Genomic DNA, 15,253 nt, shown 5'->3' with positions numbered 1-15,253 from the left:
TTTTGTTATATACACATTGGTTGGGAAACAGTATGTCTGGAGTATTAAATACCGTCGATCAGCGAACAAATCTAGTTGGTGAAAACCGCTTGGAGTTGTTGTTATTTAGTTTGAATAGTCGACAGGTCTTCGCCATCAATGTATTTAAAGTGCGTGAAGTGATTAAAGTACCGCCACTGACTAAAATGCCAGGCTCGCATTATCACATCACTGGTGTGGCTTCACTGCGTGGTGTGTCTGTACCTGTGATTGATTTACGTGCCGCGATTGGTTTCCCGCCGTCTCGTCTTGAAAATCAAGAAGAGAATCTCATCATTACAGAGTATAACCGCACGGTACAAGGCTTCTTAGTGGGGCAGGTACGCAACATCGTTAATACGGCTTGGACAGAAATTCAGCCGCCGCCAAAAACAGCAGGAAGAGCGAACTATCTCACTGCAATTACGCAAATTAAAGACGGTAAAGGCTCTGAAATCGTCGAGATTATTGATGTCGAGAAAGTGCTCGCACAGATTATTGATTACGATATTTCAATTTCCGAAGGTGTTTTAGACAACGACTTAGTCAATGAGATGGTCGGTCGTAACGTCCTTATCGTGGATGACTCTTCAACGGCCCGCTCTCAGGTTAAAGGTACGCTTTCTCAGTTAGGGCTCAATATCATCGAATGTCGAGATGGGCTCGAAGCATTGAACTTGCTTAAGTCTTGGTGTGATGAAGGTAAAAATGTGGTGGAAGATCTGCTGCTTATGATCACTGACGCAGAAATGCCGGAAATGGATGGTTATAAGCTGACTCACGAAGTGCGTTCGGATCCGAGAATGAAGGATCTGCACATTACACTTAACACCTCTTTGAGTGGCAGCTTCAACGAAGCTATGGTGGAGAAAGTAGGTTGTGATCGCTTTATCTCAAAATTCCAGCCAGATCTTTTGGTTGAAGTGGCTCAAGATCGATTGAGAGATATTTTATCCAGATAACATTCCCTAACATTATTGAGCGTGATTATTTATTCTGTTGGTGATATAGTGACCATGTTGTTTTGCAGCGCAAAATGACTAGAACAATTAAATACAACTTCTCATCAGAATCTTAGGGTTGTTTCTATTCATGATATGGTTTACGTCTAAGGTTGTTATGACCTTATGCATGTTACTGTACAGGGAATACAAGAAAAGAAGTATGGAAGCTGAAGACGAGTTGTAACTTGTCAGCGTTAATTCAAAAGGGAGCCTGTGCTCCCTTTTTTGCTTTTATCGTTTTAGTGAAAGTCCCGTGATTTACTTCTGAGCCCTTGCAGTTTATCGGTCATATCAATCAGTCTTCCAGCAATCACATGATGGACTTCGCCTTCTTTTTCCAGAATCCCTTTTACCTGCAAGATCTTGGCTGTGAGATAGGCTTCTTTCTGCGCCCGAGCCGTTGCTTTCCACACTACGACGTTGATGTTGCCAGTATCATCTTCTAGCGTGAAAAATGTCACGCCAGCAGCGGTGCCCGGTGCTTGTTTCCCTGTTACTACCCCCGTCACTGTGACTAAAGATTGGTGATCTTTTTGCACCAAATCTTTCATTCGTGTAAATCGCCCTAGCTCACCGGCGTCATCGAGTAAAGTAATGGGGTGTTTCGCGAGTGACAATCCAGTGGCAGCATAATCTTCAAGTAATGTTTGGCTCTCTGAGGGGGTGGTAATCACTTGGCTTTCAGGCTCTTCGATGTCTTGAAACAGAGGTAAGTCCGAAAGCGAATCCATCATTGCCCAGCGAGTCTGATAGCGGTTATGGCTAAGTGAATGCATGGCATTGGCTGAGGCGAGCAATTCGACATCTCGCTTGGATAAGCCGATATGTTTGATTTGCCCTGCATGGGTAAATTGGCCTTTGTCTCTGGCGTGCAATAGTTGTTGTGCGCTCTGTTGACTGAGTCCTTTCACTTGCCTTAAACCCAATCGGATCGCCAATTTACCTTGCTGATGGACAACTTGGTGGTCGTACATGGAAGCATTAACGCAAACAGGTAACACGATGACCTTATGTCGCCGCGCATCCTGTACAAGCTGTGAGGCGCTATAAAAGCCCATTGGTAGGCTATTGAGCAGTGAAGTATAAAAGGCTTCAGGGTAATAGTATTTGAGCCAGGCGGAGCAATACGCGAGCACGGCAAAGGAAGCGGAATGACTTTCTGGAAAGCCATACTCACCAAAACCCAAGATTTGGTCAAAGATGCGTTCGGCAAACTCCAATTGATAACCACGGCTGAGCATGCCCTCTACCAGCTTGGTTTTGAATTTGACTAGGTCGCCACTCTTTTTCCAAGCCGCCATCGCTCGGCGCAATTGATCCGCTTCACCGCCACTAAAACCAGCCGCAACCATGGCAATCTTGATCACTTGTTCTTGGAAAATCGGCACGCCAAGGGTGCGCTCTAGTACGGCACGAACCTCTTCTGAAGGGTAGTCGACCGCCTCTTCTCCATTTCTCCGCTTCAGGAATGGGTGCACCATGTCGCCTTGAATCGGGCCGGGGCGAACAATGGCGATTTGAATCACTAAGTCATAGTAAGTGGCGGGTTTTAAGCGTGGCAGCATGCTAATCTGCGCCCGCGACTCTATTTGAAACACGCCTACCGTGTCTGCACGCTGGATCATCTTATACACCTGCGCGTCGTCTTGGCGGCGGGTAATCTCAGCAATCGTTAGTGTTTGGTTATGCAGTCGCTGCACTAAATCAAAACACTTACGAATAGCCGTGAGCATGCCTAAGGCCAGTACATCGACTTTAAGCAGCTTAAGAGATTCGAGATCGTCCTTATCCCATTGAATAACGGTGCGATCGGGCATTGACGCATTCTCGACTGGAACCAGTTCATACAAAGGCCCAGCAGCAATAATAAAACCACCGACATGCTGTGAAAGGTGACGAGGAAAGCCAAGAATCTCGTTTACTAGGTTGATGAACTGCTCGCCTTTGAGAGAATCAGGTTGCAGCCCGAGTTCGACGATTTGAGCTTGCCAACCGAGTGCTCGGTCACGACGATTAACATTTTTAATAAAGTAATCGAGCTGACTCTCTTCAATACCTAGCGCTTTGCCCACATCACGCACTGCGCTTTTGAAGCGATAAGAGATCACGGTTGCGGCTAGAGCTGCACGCTCTCGACCATACTTTTGGTAAATGTACTGGATGACTTCTTCACGGCGTTCATGCTCGAAATCGACATCAATATCGGGCGGCTCATCGCGTTCGGCACTGATAAATCGCTCGAATAGCACCGAAATCTGTCTAGGGTCTACAGAGGTGATTTCAAGGCAATAGCACACCACGGAGTTAGCCGCAGACCCGCGCCCTTGGTAGAGGATATGGCGACGTTTAGCGAACATCACAATGTCGTGGATGGTAAGAAAATAAAACGGATAGTTAAGCTCATCAATCAGTTTAAGTTCTTTGTCGATTGTTGCCTGAATATCGCTTGGAACGCCTTCAGGAAAGCGCAACTTCTTGCCATATTCGACCAAGGCAGTGAGGTAGCTCATGGGAGTATAGCCATCGGGAACTAGCTCGCTAGGGTATTCGTATTGCAGATCACCTAAGCTAAATTCGCAGCGCTCGGCGATGTTGACGCTTTCTTGCAGCCATTCAGGTTTAAATAGTTTGGCGAGCTTTTCCGGACTACGCAGGCTTCTTTCTGTATTGGTTAGTCGCTGATCGCCTAATTCATTGACGCTACACCCAGACTGAATCGCGGTCAGCGTATGTTGTAGAGGCAAACGGGTTGCAGTATGCATGAGCACACCACCACAGGCACTAATCGGTAGCTGTATCTCTTGAGCGAGTTGCTCACAGTGCTCAAGGTATTGTTTATCATCAGATTTGAGGTGGCGCTGAATACCTAGCCACAGTCTGTGTTGATGATGCTGAGCAAGCCAGTTTCCCCATTTATGGTCACTGGAGGTGTGGCTAGGTAACCAGAGAATGAGGCAGTGCTTGGCGGACATTAAGTCCCACTCAGAAAGTTGGTAACTGCCTTTTTCGGATCGCCTTCTTGCATTGGTGATGATACGGCAGAGTTCAGCGTAAGCCTCTCGGTTTGGGCACAACAACACGACTTGGCACTCTTGGTTGAGCCAGAACATACTGCCGACAATAAGCTCAATATTAAGCTCATGCTTCTTACTTGCCGTGTAAGCACGTACCACACCTGCAACCGAGCATTCATCTGTGATGGCTAGGGAGTGATAACGCAGGAAGTCTGCTTGCAAGATCAGCTCTTCAGCGTGTGAGGCGCCAGTGAGAAAAGAGAAGTTACTTTGACAAAAAAGCTCAGCGTAAGACATCACATGCGCTCCGGATTAACAAAACAATCCATGGACGAACCAGTGCTTGTCTTGATTACGAAATATCCATAACCAGCGCCCTTGGTCACTGCGAGCGACAAAGTAATCGCGAGTCATGTCATCACCGTCCCACCAGCCTGTTACGAAGCGCTCAGGGCCTTGCATGATGGAGACTTTCTCTTGTAAAGGCTCTGGCGCAGGCAAAACGATATTAGGTCGTAATCTGTGGCTTGCTGCCTTAGTCGGAATAGGCAAAGTAGGGTCACAGAGAAAGGTGGCTTTTTCTGGACGCGGGTCGTGACTATGCGCCACTTTACGCACCTTATATTTGCCCAACTTTGCCTGTAGTAGGCTAATTAGCTCTAACTCAGTTTGCTCGCCTTGAAAGCCTTTAAATAGATCTGCGCTGGTGGACTCAAGCTCTCCACTGCGAATCAAACGCAGCGTCAGCCCCTGAACGGGAGCATCGAGCTTTAATGATTCCATTGTTAACTGGCAGAGCGTCATCCAACGTGTGGCAAGGTAATCGCCACTGGCAGAGTAAAATGTCACCGAAGCATCGTCTTTGTCTCTTTGGTGTAAGACCAGTTCTAACTCATAGCCGACTTGGTTACGTAGTGTAAGAAACCATTCCAGCTTGTTGAGCAGTTTAGCGAGCGGCTTTTCTAGCCACTGAATGTTTTCAATATCAAAGAGCAACTCTTGATAGTTTTCGAAGTGCTCTGGTGGGTGGTAGAAATCAATAGGGTGCTTGAACTGTCCCATCAATTTGCCCACATAGTTAACCAAATCAATATCAAAGCGGCGAGCGAGATCTTTGATTGGAATATCGAGTAAATCGCTGAGTGTCGTGATGCCAACCCGTTGGAGTTTTTCCACCGTCTTGCTATCAAGCTCGGTTGCACTAAGAGGAAAAGGTTTGATGACTTTGATGAGTCGCTCTTTCTCTAAAGTCAGTAGGGCAGCATTGGCTTTTCCTAAGGCGATAGCCGAGAAAGGAGAGAAGCCGCTCGAATAAGAGTAGTTAAGCTGAAGTTGCGTTAAATGTTGTGAAACGCGCTGCCAATAGGGTTCTAGCCCACCGTAGAGTGACAACATATTGGTGGCCTTGAGTAACACGCCTTGTGGTGGCAACAGACAAATATCTGAGGTGACCATATATAGCCACTGGGCAATATCAAGCAGAGTTTGCTGCTCAACCTTTTCATCATAAGGGTGAACTTGAAGCTGGTGACACATCGCACTAGCGCTGCCTAACCCCATGCCTGTTTGTACCCCTTGTTGACGGGCGATCTCATTACATTGGACGATCTTAAAGCGCTTAGATTCAACAATCGCCAGTGGCAAGGATGCCTGCTCTGAGAAAAGTGCATCAAGTTGTAGAGTTGGAAAGTGTAGGTAGATCCAGCTTTGCATAACTACCCTTGCTGACGTATTGGGAAAGGGATAATTACTGGTGGTTTAGGCTGTAACGTAAGGCTTGGCCAAGCTGCACTCATATCAATCACAAAGCTGCCTTGCGGCCAACCCCCTTTACGTTTGGTGATGGTAATTTCTACTCCCAACGCGTGTGGAAGGAGTGTCATACTTAAACTGACAGGCAGTGAAAAAAGACTTTTTTTGGCTGTTTTAAAGATAAAGTGCAGGCAGTTTCCATGTTCACTGGCAACCTGTAGGCGTCTTGCTTGATGAACTTCTAATTCGGGATGCCAAAGCAATACATTGCTGCATGCACCGCTGCGTAAACATTGTTCGGCAGCCCAAAGTGCCTCTTTATCGTTTTGTGGGTAGATGAGTAGGACTTTATTGTTATCTAGACCTTCATTGTTAAGCTGCTCAGCACACAGGTAACCAGGAGGCTGAATGAAAACAGATAACCTCTCTTGGCTGGTGTTTTTTAGGTGCGGTAAAAGTAGGCGTAATTCACCAATACTGGAGGCACCTTGCAGCTCGACAACCCCATGCTTAGGAAAGCCGCCTTCCAGCTTTTGATCCAAAAGATCATGTCCAGTTGAGTAGTAGTCTCCGCTGTCGGGTGTTTGAGAGCCCGACCAAAGCCACTGTTTTTGCTTAAGATGTTCGATTAATTCATACATAACAAAATACCTGTATATACATACAGTATAAATTATTATTAATTATCGGCAAGGGAAAACAGAGTCGTTTGTTATTTTGCTTGCTTATACCGCCTTCTTAATAGGAAATTGCGCTGCAAGGTTTATGCATATGCTTGACATATGTAGCATGCGTCTTATATTGAATATATATTAAGCATATGTTGACCATATGCCTAAAGAGAGGATGTTATGAGAACAGTATCAATTTTTAAAAATGGCAAGAATCAAGCGGTGCGCTTGCCAAAGGATTTTGAGTTTGATGGAGTGAATGAGCTCGAAATTCACAAAGAGGGGGACGTCATCACTTTACGTCCTGCTCGCCCGGATTGGCTTTCTTTTGGTGAGCAAGAAAAGGCTGATGATGATTTCATGGTTAACCGTGAAGATGTAATGACAGACGAAGGGCGATTCGATTTTGAGTAAGAAAATCAACTACATGCTCGATACGTGTATTTGTTCGTTCATTATGAGAGAGCAACCAATTACAGTGCTTAAAAAACTTCAAGCCGTGGTCGGTAAGCAACATCGAATCGTTATTTCAGCAATTACCTATCAAGAAATGCAGTATGGACTACTGGGGAAAAAAGCCTCACAGAAACATAAAGTGCTTGTTGAAGCCTTTCTCAAGCGAGTTGATGAGATTTTACCATGGGACAAAGCGGCTGTTGATGCAACGACGGAAGTTAAGCGCGACTTAATGGCTAAGGGGACACCGATTGGTAGCAACGATACCGCTATTGCAGGTCATGCCATTGCAGCAGGTTGTGTGCTTGTCACGAACAACACTAGAGAGTTTCAGCGCGTAGAAGGTTTAAAGCTTGAAGATTGGGTTCACTAGAGAGGGGCCATATATGGCATTAGCCCGAATGGACAAAAAACGCCTTGTGTTTACACATAAAAACACAAGGCGTTGAATTTTATTGGGTTTGTTTAAATATTAGGATCTATTTTTTCGGCTGAGCATCAATACATTCGCCATTGACTGTTTTACCTTCTGGTGCCATCAGGTAAAGGTAGAGAGGCATAATATCCTGTGGCGTTTTGAGCAAGTCTGCATCTTCAGCAGGGTAAGCTTTAGCACGCATACCCGTACGAGTCGCACCAGGGTTAATCGCATTGACGCGGATTGTGGTATCGCTAAGCTCATCAGCAAGGATCTGCATCATTCCTTCAGTGGCAAACTTCGACATAGCATAAGTGCCCCAGAAGGCACGACCACTGTGACCAACGGTTGATGAAGTAAAGACAATACGCGCGTCTTCTGATTTATGCAGTAGAGGCAGCAATGCTTGAGTCATCAAGAACTGAGCCTTGACGTTGACCTGCATGATATCGTCATAAGTGTCTTCACCGATTTGGTCGAATGGGCTAATCACACCAAGTAAGCTTGCGTTGTGTAAAACGCCATCTAAACGACCACACTGTCCTTCAATGGTATCAACCATATCAAGGTAGTTTTGCTTAGTCGCGCCTTTCATATCGAGTGGGATGATTGCTGGCTGAGGGTATCCCGCCGCTTCAATTTCGTCGTAAGTCTGTTCCAGTTTTTTCACTGTACGACCAAGTAAAATCACTGTTGCACCGTGCTCAGCATAAGAGAGAGCAGCTTGCTTACCAATGCCAGCACCTGCGCCAGTCACCAGTATGACTTTACCTTTCAAGGCATCTGAAGAAACAGCATATTCCACGATGTGTATCCTTATTGTAATGATTTACTTTATGATTCCGTAAGATGGTGGTTACAATACACTAATTCGCACAATAGAGGATGCTCACATTGGAATTTTTGTTGGACTATGGGCTGTTTTTAGCCAAGATTGTGACTGTTGTGGTCGCGATTGTAGCGATTTTAGTGGTTGCTAAAGCCGTTGGTGGTAAAAGCGGTAGCGCGAAAGGTGAGTTGGAAATTACTAACTTAACGGATCAACACAAGCAGACCGTTGAGCAGTTAGAGCACCATCTGCATGATGAAGCGTTTATTAAAGCGCGTGATAAAGCAGAAAAGAAACAAGAGAAAGAGAAAAACAAATCTCGCGAGAAAGAGATCAAGAAAGCTTCAAAAGAGGGCGATCTTGATAGTAAACGTGAACCTCACCTGTTTGTTCTCGACTTTAAAGGCAGTATTGATGCTAAAGAAGTCGCTTCATTACGTGAAGAGGTGACAGCAATCTTAGCTGTGGCTCGTGAAGGTGACGAAGTGCTACTGCGTTTAGAGTCTGGTGGTGGCATGGTACATGGTTATGGCCTTGCTTCATCACAGCTAGATCGTATTAAAGCTGCCAATCTGCCACTGACCATTGCCGTCGATAAAGTCGCGGCAAGTGGTGGTTATATGATGGCATGTATTGCAGACAAAATTGTGTCAGCACCCTTTGCCATTGTTGGCTCCATTGGTGTGATTGCTCAGCTACCAAACTTCAATAAAGTGCTGAAAAAGTATGATATTGAGTATGAGCAGCTCACAGCGGGTGAATACAAGCGTACTTTAACCATGTTTGGTGAGAACACGGACAAAGCGCGTGACAAGTTCAAGCAAGAGCTAGAAGAAACACATGGCCTGTTTAAAGACTTTATCCGTGAGCGTCGCCCTGACCTTGAGTTGGATAAAGTGGCAACAGGTGAGCACTGGTTTGGTACCCAAGCTCATGGTCTAGGTTTGGTTGATGAGATCAAAACTTCAGATGATCTTGTGGTTGAAGCGTGTAAAGACAAAACCGTACTTGCGATTCACTACGTAGAGAAAAAGAAGCTGACCTCAAAGCTTGCTGGATTAGCAGGTGAAGCGGCAGATAATGTATTAATGAAGCTGATTGATCGCGGCCAGCGTCCGATTGTCTAATTCTCCGCATACTAAATACTAGAGCGCCCAACTATTTTGGTGGGCGCTTTTGTATCTGCTTAAGCTCAACCTTATTTGATATAGGAGTCGAGAACCTTGAGTACGATTTCCATATCTGTTTCGCGTTGATCTTTATCTTCTTCGAGCACGACGTGTTCAATTAAATGCCCTTTAATCACTTCCCTCATTAAACCATTTACGGCACCACGAATAGCCGCGATCTGCTGCAAAACATCCTGACATTCATGCTCTTCATCTAGCATCTTTTTTAGACCATTGACCTGACCTTGGATCTTACTTACTCGGGCCTTAAGTTTTTTCTGATCTTTTACTGTGTGTGACATGGCATATCTTCTTAACGTGTTAGGCGTAAAGATTCTAACCGATAATGTAGCACCTAAATTATACTAGGGGGTAGTATTTTGTACTGGGGGGGAGTATGATTTCGGCCAGATTGAAACAACAATAGAGAACAGCAATGGATTTTGTAGCACTTTTACAACAAGGTAACGGCTGGTTTTTTATCCCAAGTGCGATCTTACTTGGTGCTTTACATGGCTTAGAGCCCGGCCATTCGAAAACCATGATGGCAGCGTTTATCGTGGCGGTGAAAGGGACGGTCAAACAGGCAGTGATGCTTGGGCTAGCTGCAACACTTTCTCATACCGCAGTCGTGTGGTTAATCGCTGTTGGTGGTATGTACATCAGCCAGAAGTTTACCGCTGAAGCTGCTGAGCCTTGGATGCAGCTCATCTCAGGTGTCATCATTGTTGCAACCGGGCTATGGATGTTCTGGAGAACATGGAGTGAAGAGCGCGCATGGCATAGCGCTCACAATCACTCACAGGATTGGAAAACTCAGGTGGTTGATACTGGACATGGTCATGTGGCGCTATCGCTTGTGGGAGAGGGGGTTGACCAGAGATTTCAGTTGAAAACGCTAAACAGTAAGCCATTAAAGGCTGAGGGTGTAAAATTAGTGCCATCTGATGTGGGTCAGCAAACTATTGATGTCTATGAATTTATTGAGCGTGATGGCTACCTAGAATCGACCTCTTCTCTGACACAGCGGGATGATGTGAAGGTCAAGCTAATGATTGGACATCATGATCACACCCATGACTTTGATGTGCACTTTCACTCAAACTCGGATTTGAACCATGAAGAGAAAGAGTACCAAGATGCCCATGAACGCGCCCATGCAATGGATATTCAAAAACGTTTTGCAGACAGAGAGGTGACCAACGGACAAATACTTCTGTTTGGTCTAACGGGTGGATTAATTCCATGCCCAGCAGCGGTCACCGTTCTCTTGATCTGTTTGCAACTAAAGGCAATGACATTAGGCGCAACCTTAGTCGTGTCATTCAGTATTGGCTTAGCGCTGACTCTAGTTGCGGTTGGAGTTGTTGCGGCTATCGGCGTACACAAGGCGACATCGAAATGGAGTGGTTTGAATGATATCGCTCGTCGAGCTCCTTATCTATCAGGCGTTTTAATCAGTGCGGTGGGTTTGTATATGGGAATGCATGGCTACACTTCACTCATGAACTAAGCTCACAGGTAGCGACGAGTTTGTCTTAAGGCTAATTGTAGGTAGCAACTTTATGATGTGGATTATTACCAAATACGCGCTCACTGCTGGCGTTGTCGTGCTTATTTCCGAGGTCGCAAAAAGAAGTGATAAGGCTGGAGCTTTGATCGCAGCGCTTCCAACCGTAACAATATTGGCTCTGATTTGGATGTATGTAGAAGGGCAAGGTCAACAAAAGCTTTCTAATCACGCGTTCTACACCTTCTGGTATGTGCTGCCTACATTACCAATGTTTCTGGTTTTTCCTTGGCTGCTGACGCGCTATCCATTTTGGATTTCTTTGTCTATTTGTGCCGTTATCTCAATAGCTTGCTTTGCATTGGTCGCTATTTTGGTCAGACAGTTTGGAATAGACCTTACATGATGACGAGCACTGCCTGTTGAAATGTTCCTATTGTTATAATATAACAATGTTGGTTTTTTATCTGTCCTCCAATTGATTGTGTGGTTATGGTCTCTAAAGTAACAATAAAATCGGTTAGCTTGCTGATGCTGTTTATCGTTGCAGTATGTATGACCTCGTCTGCAATTGGAGAGTTTCGATCTCACGGCTTACTAGCGGTAGAGTCACTGCAAAGCGCTCACTCTCACGAACATGGTCACTACCATGAAGTCGACAGCGAGCACTTGTTCCAGCATGATAAAAGTAATCACCATCACAGCTATGATAGTGCTTCTATCAAGGGCAGTAGTGTTATATCTCTGTCTGATTTAATGGATTCCCCATACACCCTGCACGTGGACGGAACCCCTAGTTACCGACCCTTCAAAATAGAGCGTCCCCCAAGAGCCTTGTTAGTTGCTTAAAAAAACACCGCGATAAGCGGTAAATCAACAATTAACAAACAATGGTTTACATATGAATTTATTCGTTTTAGACGAAGTGATTGCTATGCCTGTAAATTGGGTAGCGTCACTGCGCAAAGGGGCGCTTTATCTCGTTTTAGCCTCGCTGACTATTTTGAGCTCAGATGCCTTGGCTCATGCTGTAGCACAAGGTGACAAAGGCTACATACAAGAAATAACAGGCACTAATATTATTGCTTTCATGTACTTGGGAGCAAAACACATGGTGACGGGGTATGACCATATCCTGTTTCTATTAGGTGTTATTTTCTTTCTTTATAAAATGAAACACATCGCGCTGTACGTCAGCCTGTTCGCTATTGGTCACTCGACAACGATGCTGATTGGCGTGTACTTCAATATTGGCATTAACAGCTACATCATTGATGCCATTATCGGATTGTCGGTGGTTTATAAGGCCTTAGACAATTTAGGCGCGTATCAGCGCTGGTTCGGCGTTCAGCCCAATACTAAGCTTGCTACCTTAATATTTGGCTTCTGCCACGGGTTCGGGCTTTCTTCGAAGATCATTGAATATGATATTTCGCCGGATGGATTAGTTCCTAATCTATTGGCGTTCAACATAGGTGTAGAAGTAGGGCAGTTAATTGCGCTTGGCACCATATTGATTGTGATGGGCTTTTGGCGCAGGCATACAAGCTTTGTCCGTCAAGCTTACTCAGTCAATGTCGTTATGATGAGCTTAGGTTTCATGCTCATTGGATATCAATTAACGGGCTATGTTGTCGCTCAATAATATAAGGAACTCATTATGTATAACTCAGATATGCCAAATCGAGCAGAACTGCCAACAGCTAAGCAATTAATTCGTTCAACGCTTCTTGCTTTGGTTGGTGCCTTTTTACTTCTTATCACTGTCATTCTTCCTGCAGAATATGCAATTGACCCGACGGGAGTGGGCCGAGTGATAGGTTTGACCGACATGGGGGAGATCAAGACCCAATTAGCTCAAGAGGCCGCTGAAGATCAAGCGAGATCTGAAGCCATGAAGACAGTGGAGAAAGTTGAACAGCAACCTTCTACAGATACCGTTGACTCAGTGACGCTAAGCAAAGACAGCAATGATACCGCTGAAGTGGTATGGAAGGACAAGATCCTGCTGTCGCTTAAACCAGGACAAGGTGCAGAGGTCAAACTGGTTATGGACAAGGGTCAAACAGCTCAATTTACTTGGTCAGCTAAAGGTGGCCCTGTTAATTTTGATACACATGGTGACGGTAATGGTCAGTCAATAAGTTACGAGAAAGGTCGCGGAGTTCCAAACGATCAAGGTGAGTTAACCGCTGCTTTTACCGGTAATCATGGTTGGTTCTTTAGAAATCGTACCGACAACACAGTCATGGTCATTTTAAGGACTAAAGGAGATTACTCTCAAATGAAGAGAGTGCTTTAACTTAATGTAAGCTAGCCCGAGAAAACTTGGGCTAGCTTTTTCTGATTTGATAGAAGTGGTAATCAGAGTGTTATTCAAACCTCTCCACTAAATAATCGATCAGTACACGAACACGTTTCACTTTTTGGCTATTGCGGCTGAAGTAAAGATACAAACCCGGGTAGGTGGGCCATTTATCTTCGAGTACAGGCACCAATTGACCTGTTTCAAGTTCGGATTGGAGAGCTGGAAGAACCAAGCGCCCAATTCCTAGCCCTTCTTTGGCTGCGTCCACCATTAAATCGGTGTCATTAACTACAAGCCCATAAGGAACTTCTACACGTATTTGTTGGCCGTCTTCCATTAGATTTAACTGGGCGTACTTGTTGGAAGTAATAAAGCGATATTGGATCAGCTTGTGGTGACTGAGATCTTGAAGTGACTTGGGTGTCCCATGTTTTTCTAAGTACTTGGGGGAGGCAAACAGAGCTTCTTTCATCGGCTCCGTGAGTTTTTTCGCCACCATCCCTTCTTCGATGATACTGCCAAATCGAATCCCTAGATCGATACCTTCCTTGATAATATCGAGAGTGGCATCAGAGATGGATATCTCTAGCTCAATTTGCGGGTACTGACGACAGAAGTCAGCAAAAATCGTTTTCAGGTAAGTGTTGTAAACGAACTTAGGGACGGTAATGCAGAGCTTACCACTAGGTTCTTCGGTCAGTTCTTGAACACTTTCTAGTGCATAGTTCAGTGACTCCATGGCAGTGAGAGTGCGTTCATGAAGTAATCGCCCTGCATCGGTGAGCTCGATTTTCCGTGTCGTTCGGTTAAAAAGAGTTAAGCCAACGTTGCTTTCTAACAGTTTTAAAGACTGGCTTACAGAAGGGGCAGCCATCTCAAGTTTACGTGCTGCTCCGCGGATGCTGCCTTCTTGAACAATGGCTTGGAAGACTTGCAGTTGGTTGTAGGTGGTCCCTTTCATTACACTCAACTCTTTTGTTAGGTTTTACCTAATTAAAAAATAAAATTTACTGGTCTACAAGCAATTAATGACTAACAGTAAAGTAGCTCCATCGAATGCGTGGCATTCCCCAGTTTTATCAGGAGCGAATTATGAGCAAAGTCGTCGTTATTTCAGGTCACCCAAACTTAGAATCTTCTTACACCAATAAGGTTATATTGCAGCAGCTTACACAGGATGTTGAGAGTATTGATGTACGTCGATTAGATACGCTATACGCCGATTACCAAATTGATGTTGAAGCAGAGCAAAAAGCCTTACTTGATGCACAAGTTGTGATACTGCAGTTTCCTTTCTATTGGTACTCAGTGCCAGCATTGATGAAGAAATGGATTGATGATGTATTTAGCTTCAACTTTGCTTACGGTCCTGAAGGTGACAAGCTGAAAGGGAAAGACTTTATTATCTCAACCACGATTGGTGGTCCGGCAGAGTCTTATGATCCACTAGGTTATAACCACTTTACGGTTGAGCAGCTACTTCACCCAATTCAGCAACTGGCTTACCTAGCTGGAATGAACTATCAAAAGCCTGTTTACACCAATGGCATGGTTTACATTCCGGGCGTTTATAACACTCAAGAAGGTGTTGAAGAGAAAGCACGCGATCATTCAGATCGTATTGTTCAGCAGGTTTCCCATCTACTAGAGTCACCTGAAGCGAAAATTACTGCGCTAGTGAGAACTTGGTTTGAGCAAATGGACAAGCTCGAAGAGAACTCAGGTATTTTCCATCCTATGTTGCGTAATGATGTTGTGATCACCGCACCAGAAGGGGAGTTCCAAGGCATTGCTGGCTTTAATGACTGGTACAAGATGCTACGAGAAACCTTTAAACCTAACTGTACCCATCAACTTGAGCAGATCGTGGTGAAACAGCAAGATGAGGCTCATATTGCTGAGCTTCGCGTGAGACTGATTGCTGAAACTACTCAGGGTGAATCGATTAATGTACTAGTGAATGAAGAGTGGAAGGTGGATTTAGATAACGGACTGCCACGTATCGAGAGCTACAAGGTGGAGCCTGTAGCGTCTTGATTGGATACCAATCAGTATGAGAAAAAAACAAACCCCGCCAAAATGGCGGGGTTTTCTATATTGCTAA

General features: G+C 45.0%; 16 protein-coding genes. 10 read left to right on the top strand and 6 right to left on the bottom strand.

Annotated elements, in window-relative coordinates; genetic code table 11:
* The first annotated feature begins 32 nt into the window (after positions 1 to 32).
* A complete protein-coding gene (locus LYZ37_RS09755) occupies positions 33 to 980 on the top strand; it encodes a chemotaxis protein CheV (protein WP_272785361.1) in 948 nt (315 codons plus the stop codon).
* 281 nt (positions 981 to 1,261) lie between these two features.
* On the opposite strand, the gene LYZ37_RS09750 is transcribed toward LYZ37_RS09755, so the two are convergent.
* Genes LYZ37_RS09750 through imuA form a run of 3 tightly spaced genes read right to left on the bottom strand, consistent with a single transcriptional unit; the run spans position 1,262 to position 6,429 of the window.
* Entirely contained in the window at positions 1,262 to 4,333 is a 3,072-nt protein-coding gene (locus LYZ37_RS09750) for an error-prone DNA polymerase (RefSeq protein ID WP_272785360.1), read from the bottom strand.
* Positions 4,334 to 4,348: 15 nt separating this feature from the next.
* Positions 4,349 to 5,749: a Y-family DNA polymerase gene (locus LYZ37_RS09745; protein ID WP_272785359.1), complete on the bottom strand. Its 1,401-nt coding sequence runs from the start codon at positions 5,747 to 5,749 to the stop codon at positions 4,349 to 4,351.
* A 2-nt stretch (positions 5,750 to 5,751) separates the two neighbouring features.
* Complete coding sequence (gene imuA, locus LYZ37_RS09740; protein ID WP_239825416.1) at positions 5,752 to 6,429, bottom strand: translesion DNA synthesis-associated protein ImuA; 678 nt, start codon at positions 6,427 to 6,429, stop codon at positions 5,752 to 5,754.
* A gap of 210 nt (positions 6,430 to 6,639) precedes the next feature.
* Here imuA and vapB point away from each other — a divergent pair, with 210 nt between their 5' ends.
* Together vapB and LYZ37_RS09730 are read left to right on the top strand one after the other, a co-directional pair.
* A complete protein-coding gene (gene vapB, locus LYZ37_RS09735; RefSeq protein ID WP_272785358.1) occupies positions 6,640 to 6,873 on the top strand; it encodes a type II toxin-antitoxin system VapB family antitoxin in 234 nt (77 codons plus the stop codon).
* The gene (locus LYZ37_RS09730; protein WP_272785357.1) at positions 6,866 to 7,288 is read left to right on the top strand and encodes a type II toxin-antitoxin system VapC family toxin; all 423 of its coding nucleotides are present in this window, start codon (positions 6,866 to 6,868) and stop codon (positions 7,286 to 7,288) included. Before vapB ends, LYZ37_RS09730 begins: the two co-directional genes overlap by 8 nt.
* A gap of 106 nt (positions 7,289 to 7,394) precedes the next feature.
* Here LYZ37_RS09730 and LYZ37_RS09725 read toward each other — a convergent pair whose 3' ends face one another.
* Entirely contained in the window at positions 7,395 to 8,138 is a 744-nt protein-coding gene (locus tag LYZ37_RS09725) for a YciK family oxidoreductase (RefSeq protein WP_272785356.1), read from the bottom strand.
* An 89-nt stretch (positions 8,139 to 8,227) separates the two neighbouring features.
* On the opposite strand from LYZ37_RS09725, the gene sohB reads away from it, so the two are divergent.
* Positions 8,228 to 9,289, top strand: coding sequence for a protease SohB (gene sohB, locus LYZ37_RS09720; protein WP_272785355.1), 1,062 nt, complete (start codon positions 8,228 to 8,230; stop codon positions 9,287 to 9,289).
* Between the two features lie 71 nt (positions 9,290 to 9,360).
* On the opposite strand, the gene rcnR is transcribed toward sohB, so the two are convergent.
* Positions 9,361 to 9,633, bottom strand: coding sequence for a Ni(II)/Co(II)-binding transcriptional repressor RcnR (gene rcnR / locus LYZ37_RS09715; protein WP_069666778.1), 273 nt, complete (start codon positions 9,631 to 9,633; stop codon positions 9,361 to 9,363).
* Between the two features lie 134 nt (positions 9,634 to 9,767).
* Between rcnR and LYZ37_RS09710 the strand changes: the two genes are divergently transcribed.
* From LYZ37_RS09710 to LYZ37_RS09690, 5 genes are all read left to right on the top strand, one after another.
* Positions 9,768 to 10,844: a nickel/cobalt efflux protein RcnA gene (locus LYZ37_RS09710; RefSeq protein ID WP_272785354.1), complete on the top strand. Its 1,077-nt coding sequence runs from the start codon at positions 9,768 to 9,770 to the stop codon at positions 10,842 to 10,844.
* 52 nt (positions 10,845 to 10,896) lie between these two features.
* On the top strand, positions 10,897 to 11,247 hold the full coding sequence (locus tag LYZ37_RS09705; protein WP_272785353.1) for a DUF3147 family protein: 351 nt from the start codon (positions 10,897 to 10,899) through the stop codon (positions 11,245 to 11,247).
* Positions 11,248 to 11,333: 86 nt separating this feature from the next.
* Entirely contained in the window at positions 11,334 to 11,690 is a 357-nt protein-coding gene (locus tag LYZ37_RS09700) for a hypothetical protein (protein WP_272785352.1), read from the top strand.
* Between the two features lie 52 nt (positions 11,691 to 11,742).
* Positions 11,743 to 12,486: a HupE/UreJ family protein gene (locus LYZ37_RS09695; RefSeq protein ID WP_272785351.1), complete on the top strand. Its 744-nt coding sequence runs from the start codon at positions 11,743 to 11,745 to the stop codon at positions 12,484 to 12,486.
* Between the two features lie 15 nt (positions 12,487 to 12,501).
* Positions 12,502 to 13,143 (top strand): transmembrane anchor protein, encoded by a 642-nt coding sequence (locus LYZ37_RS09690; RefSeq protein ID WP_272785350.1) that lies wholly within the window; start codon positions 12,502 to 12,504, stop codon positions 13,141 to 13,143.
* Positions 13,144 to 13,213: 70 nt separating this feature from the next.
* Here the strand turns inward: LYZ37_RS09690 and LYZ37_RS09685 are convergent, their stop codons facing one another.
* The gene (locus LYZ37_RS09685) at positions 13,214 to 14,110 is read right to left on the bottom strand and encodes a LysR family transcriptional regulator (protein WP_272785349.1); all 897 of its coding nucleotides are present in this window, start codon (positions 14,108 to 14,110) and stop codon (positions 13,214 to 13,216) included.
* Between the two features lie 131 nt (positions 14,111 to 14,241).
* Here LYZ37_RS09685 and LYZ37_RS09680 point away from each other — a divergent pair, with 131 nt between their 5' ends.
* Positions 14,242 to 15,186: an NAD(P)H-dependent oxidoreductase gene (locus LYZ37_RS09680; protein WP_272785348.1), complete on the top strand. Its 945-nt coding sequence runs from the start codon at positions 14,242 to 14,244 to the stop codon at positions 15,184 to 15,186.
* Positions 15,187 to 15,253: the final 67 nt, after the last annotated feature.

Origin of the sequence: Vibrio tubiashii, from assembly GCF_028551255.1 — a bacterium.
GTDB lineage: Bacteria > Pseudomonadota > Gammaproteobacteria > Enterobacterales > Vibrionaceae > Vibrio > Vibrio tubiashii_B.
The sequence above is the reverse complement of the archived record's forward strand: the minus strand, read 5'-3'. Positions and strand labels throughout refer to the sequence as shown.

Excerpts from the sequence above, each read along its gene's own strand:
- LYZ37_RS09755 (WP_272785361.1), top strand. The coding sequence starts at position 33 with ATGTCTGGAGTATTAAATACCGTCGATCAGCGAACAAATCTAGTTGGT.
- LYZ37_RS09750 (WP_272785360.1), bottom strand. The coding sequence starts at position 4,333 with ATGTCTTACGCTGAGCTTTTTTGTCAAAGTAACTTCTCTTTTCTCACT.
- LYZ37_RS09745 (WP_272785359.1), bottom strand. The coding sequence starts at position 5,749 with ATGCAAAGCTGGATCTACCTACACTTTCCAACTCTACAACTTGATGCA.
- imuA (WP_239825416.1), bottom strand. The coding sequence starts at position 6,429 with ATGTATGAATTAATCGAACATCTTAAGCAAAAACAGTGGCTTTGGTCG.
- vapB (WP_272785358.1), top strand. The coding sequence starts at position 6,640 with ATGAGAACAGTATCAATTTTTAAAAATGGCAAGAATCAAGCGGTGCGC.
- rcnR (WP_069666778.1), bottom strand. The coding sequence starts at position 9,633 with ATGTCACACACAGTAAAAGATCAGAAAAAACTTAAGGCCCGAGTAAGT.
- LYZ37_RS09710 (WP_272785354.1), top strand. The coding sequence starts at position 9,768 with ATGGATTTTGTAGCACTTTTACAACAAGGTAACGGCTGGTTTTTTATC.
- LYZ37_RS09705 (WP_272785353.1), top strand. The coding sequence starts at position 10,897 with ATGATGTGGATTATTACCAAATACGCGCTCACTGCTGGCGTTGTCGTG.
- LYZ37_RS09700 (WP_272785352.1), top strand. The coding sequence starts at position 11,334 with ATGGTCTCTAAAGTAACAATAAAATCGGTTAGCTTGCTGATGCTGTTT.
- LYZ37_RS09695 (WP_272785351.1), top strand. The coding sequence starts at position 11,743 with ATGAATTTATTCGTTTTAGACGAAGTGATTGCTATGCCTGTAAATTGG.
- LYZ37_RS09690 (WP_272785350.1), top strand. The coding sequence starts at position 12,502 with ATGTATAACTCAGATATGCCAAATCGAGCAGAACTGCCAACAGCTAAG.
- LYZ37_RS09685 (WP_272785349.1), bottom strand. The coding sequence starts at position 14,110 with ATGAAAGGGACCACCTACAACCAACTGCAAGTCTTCCAAGCCATTGTT.
- LYZ37_RS09680 (WP_272785348.1), top strand. The coding sequence starts at position 14,242 with ATGAGCAAAGTCGTCGTTATTTCAGGTCACCCAAACTTAGAATCTTCT.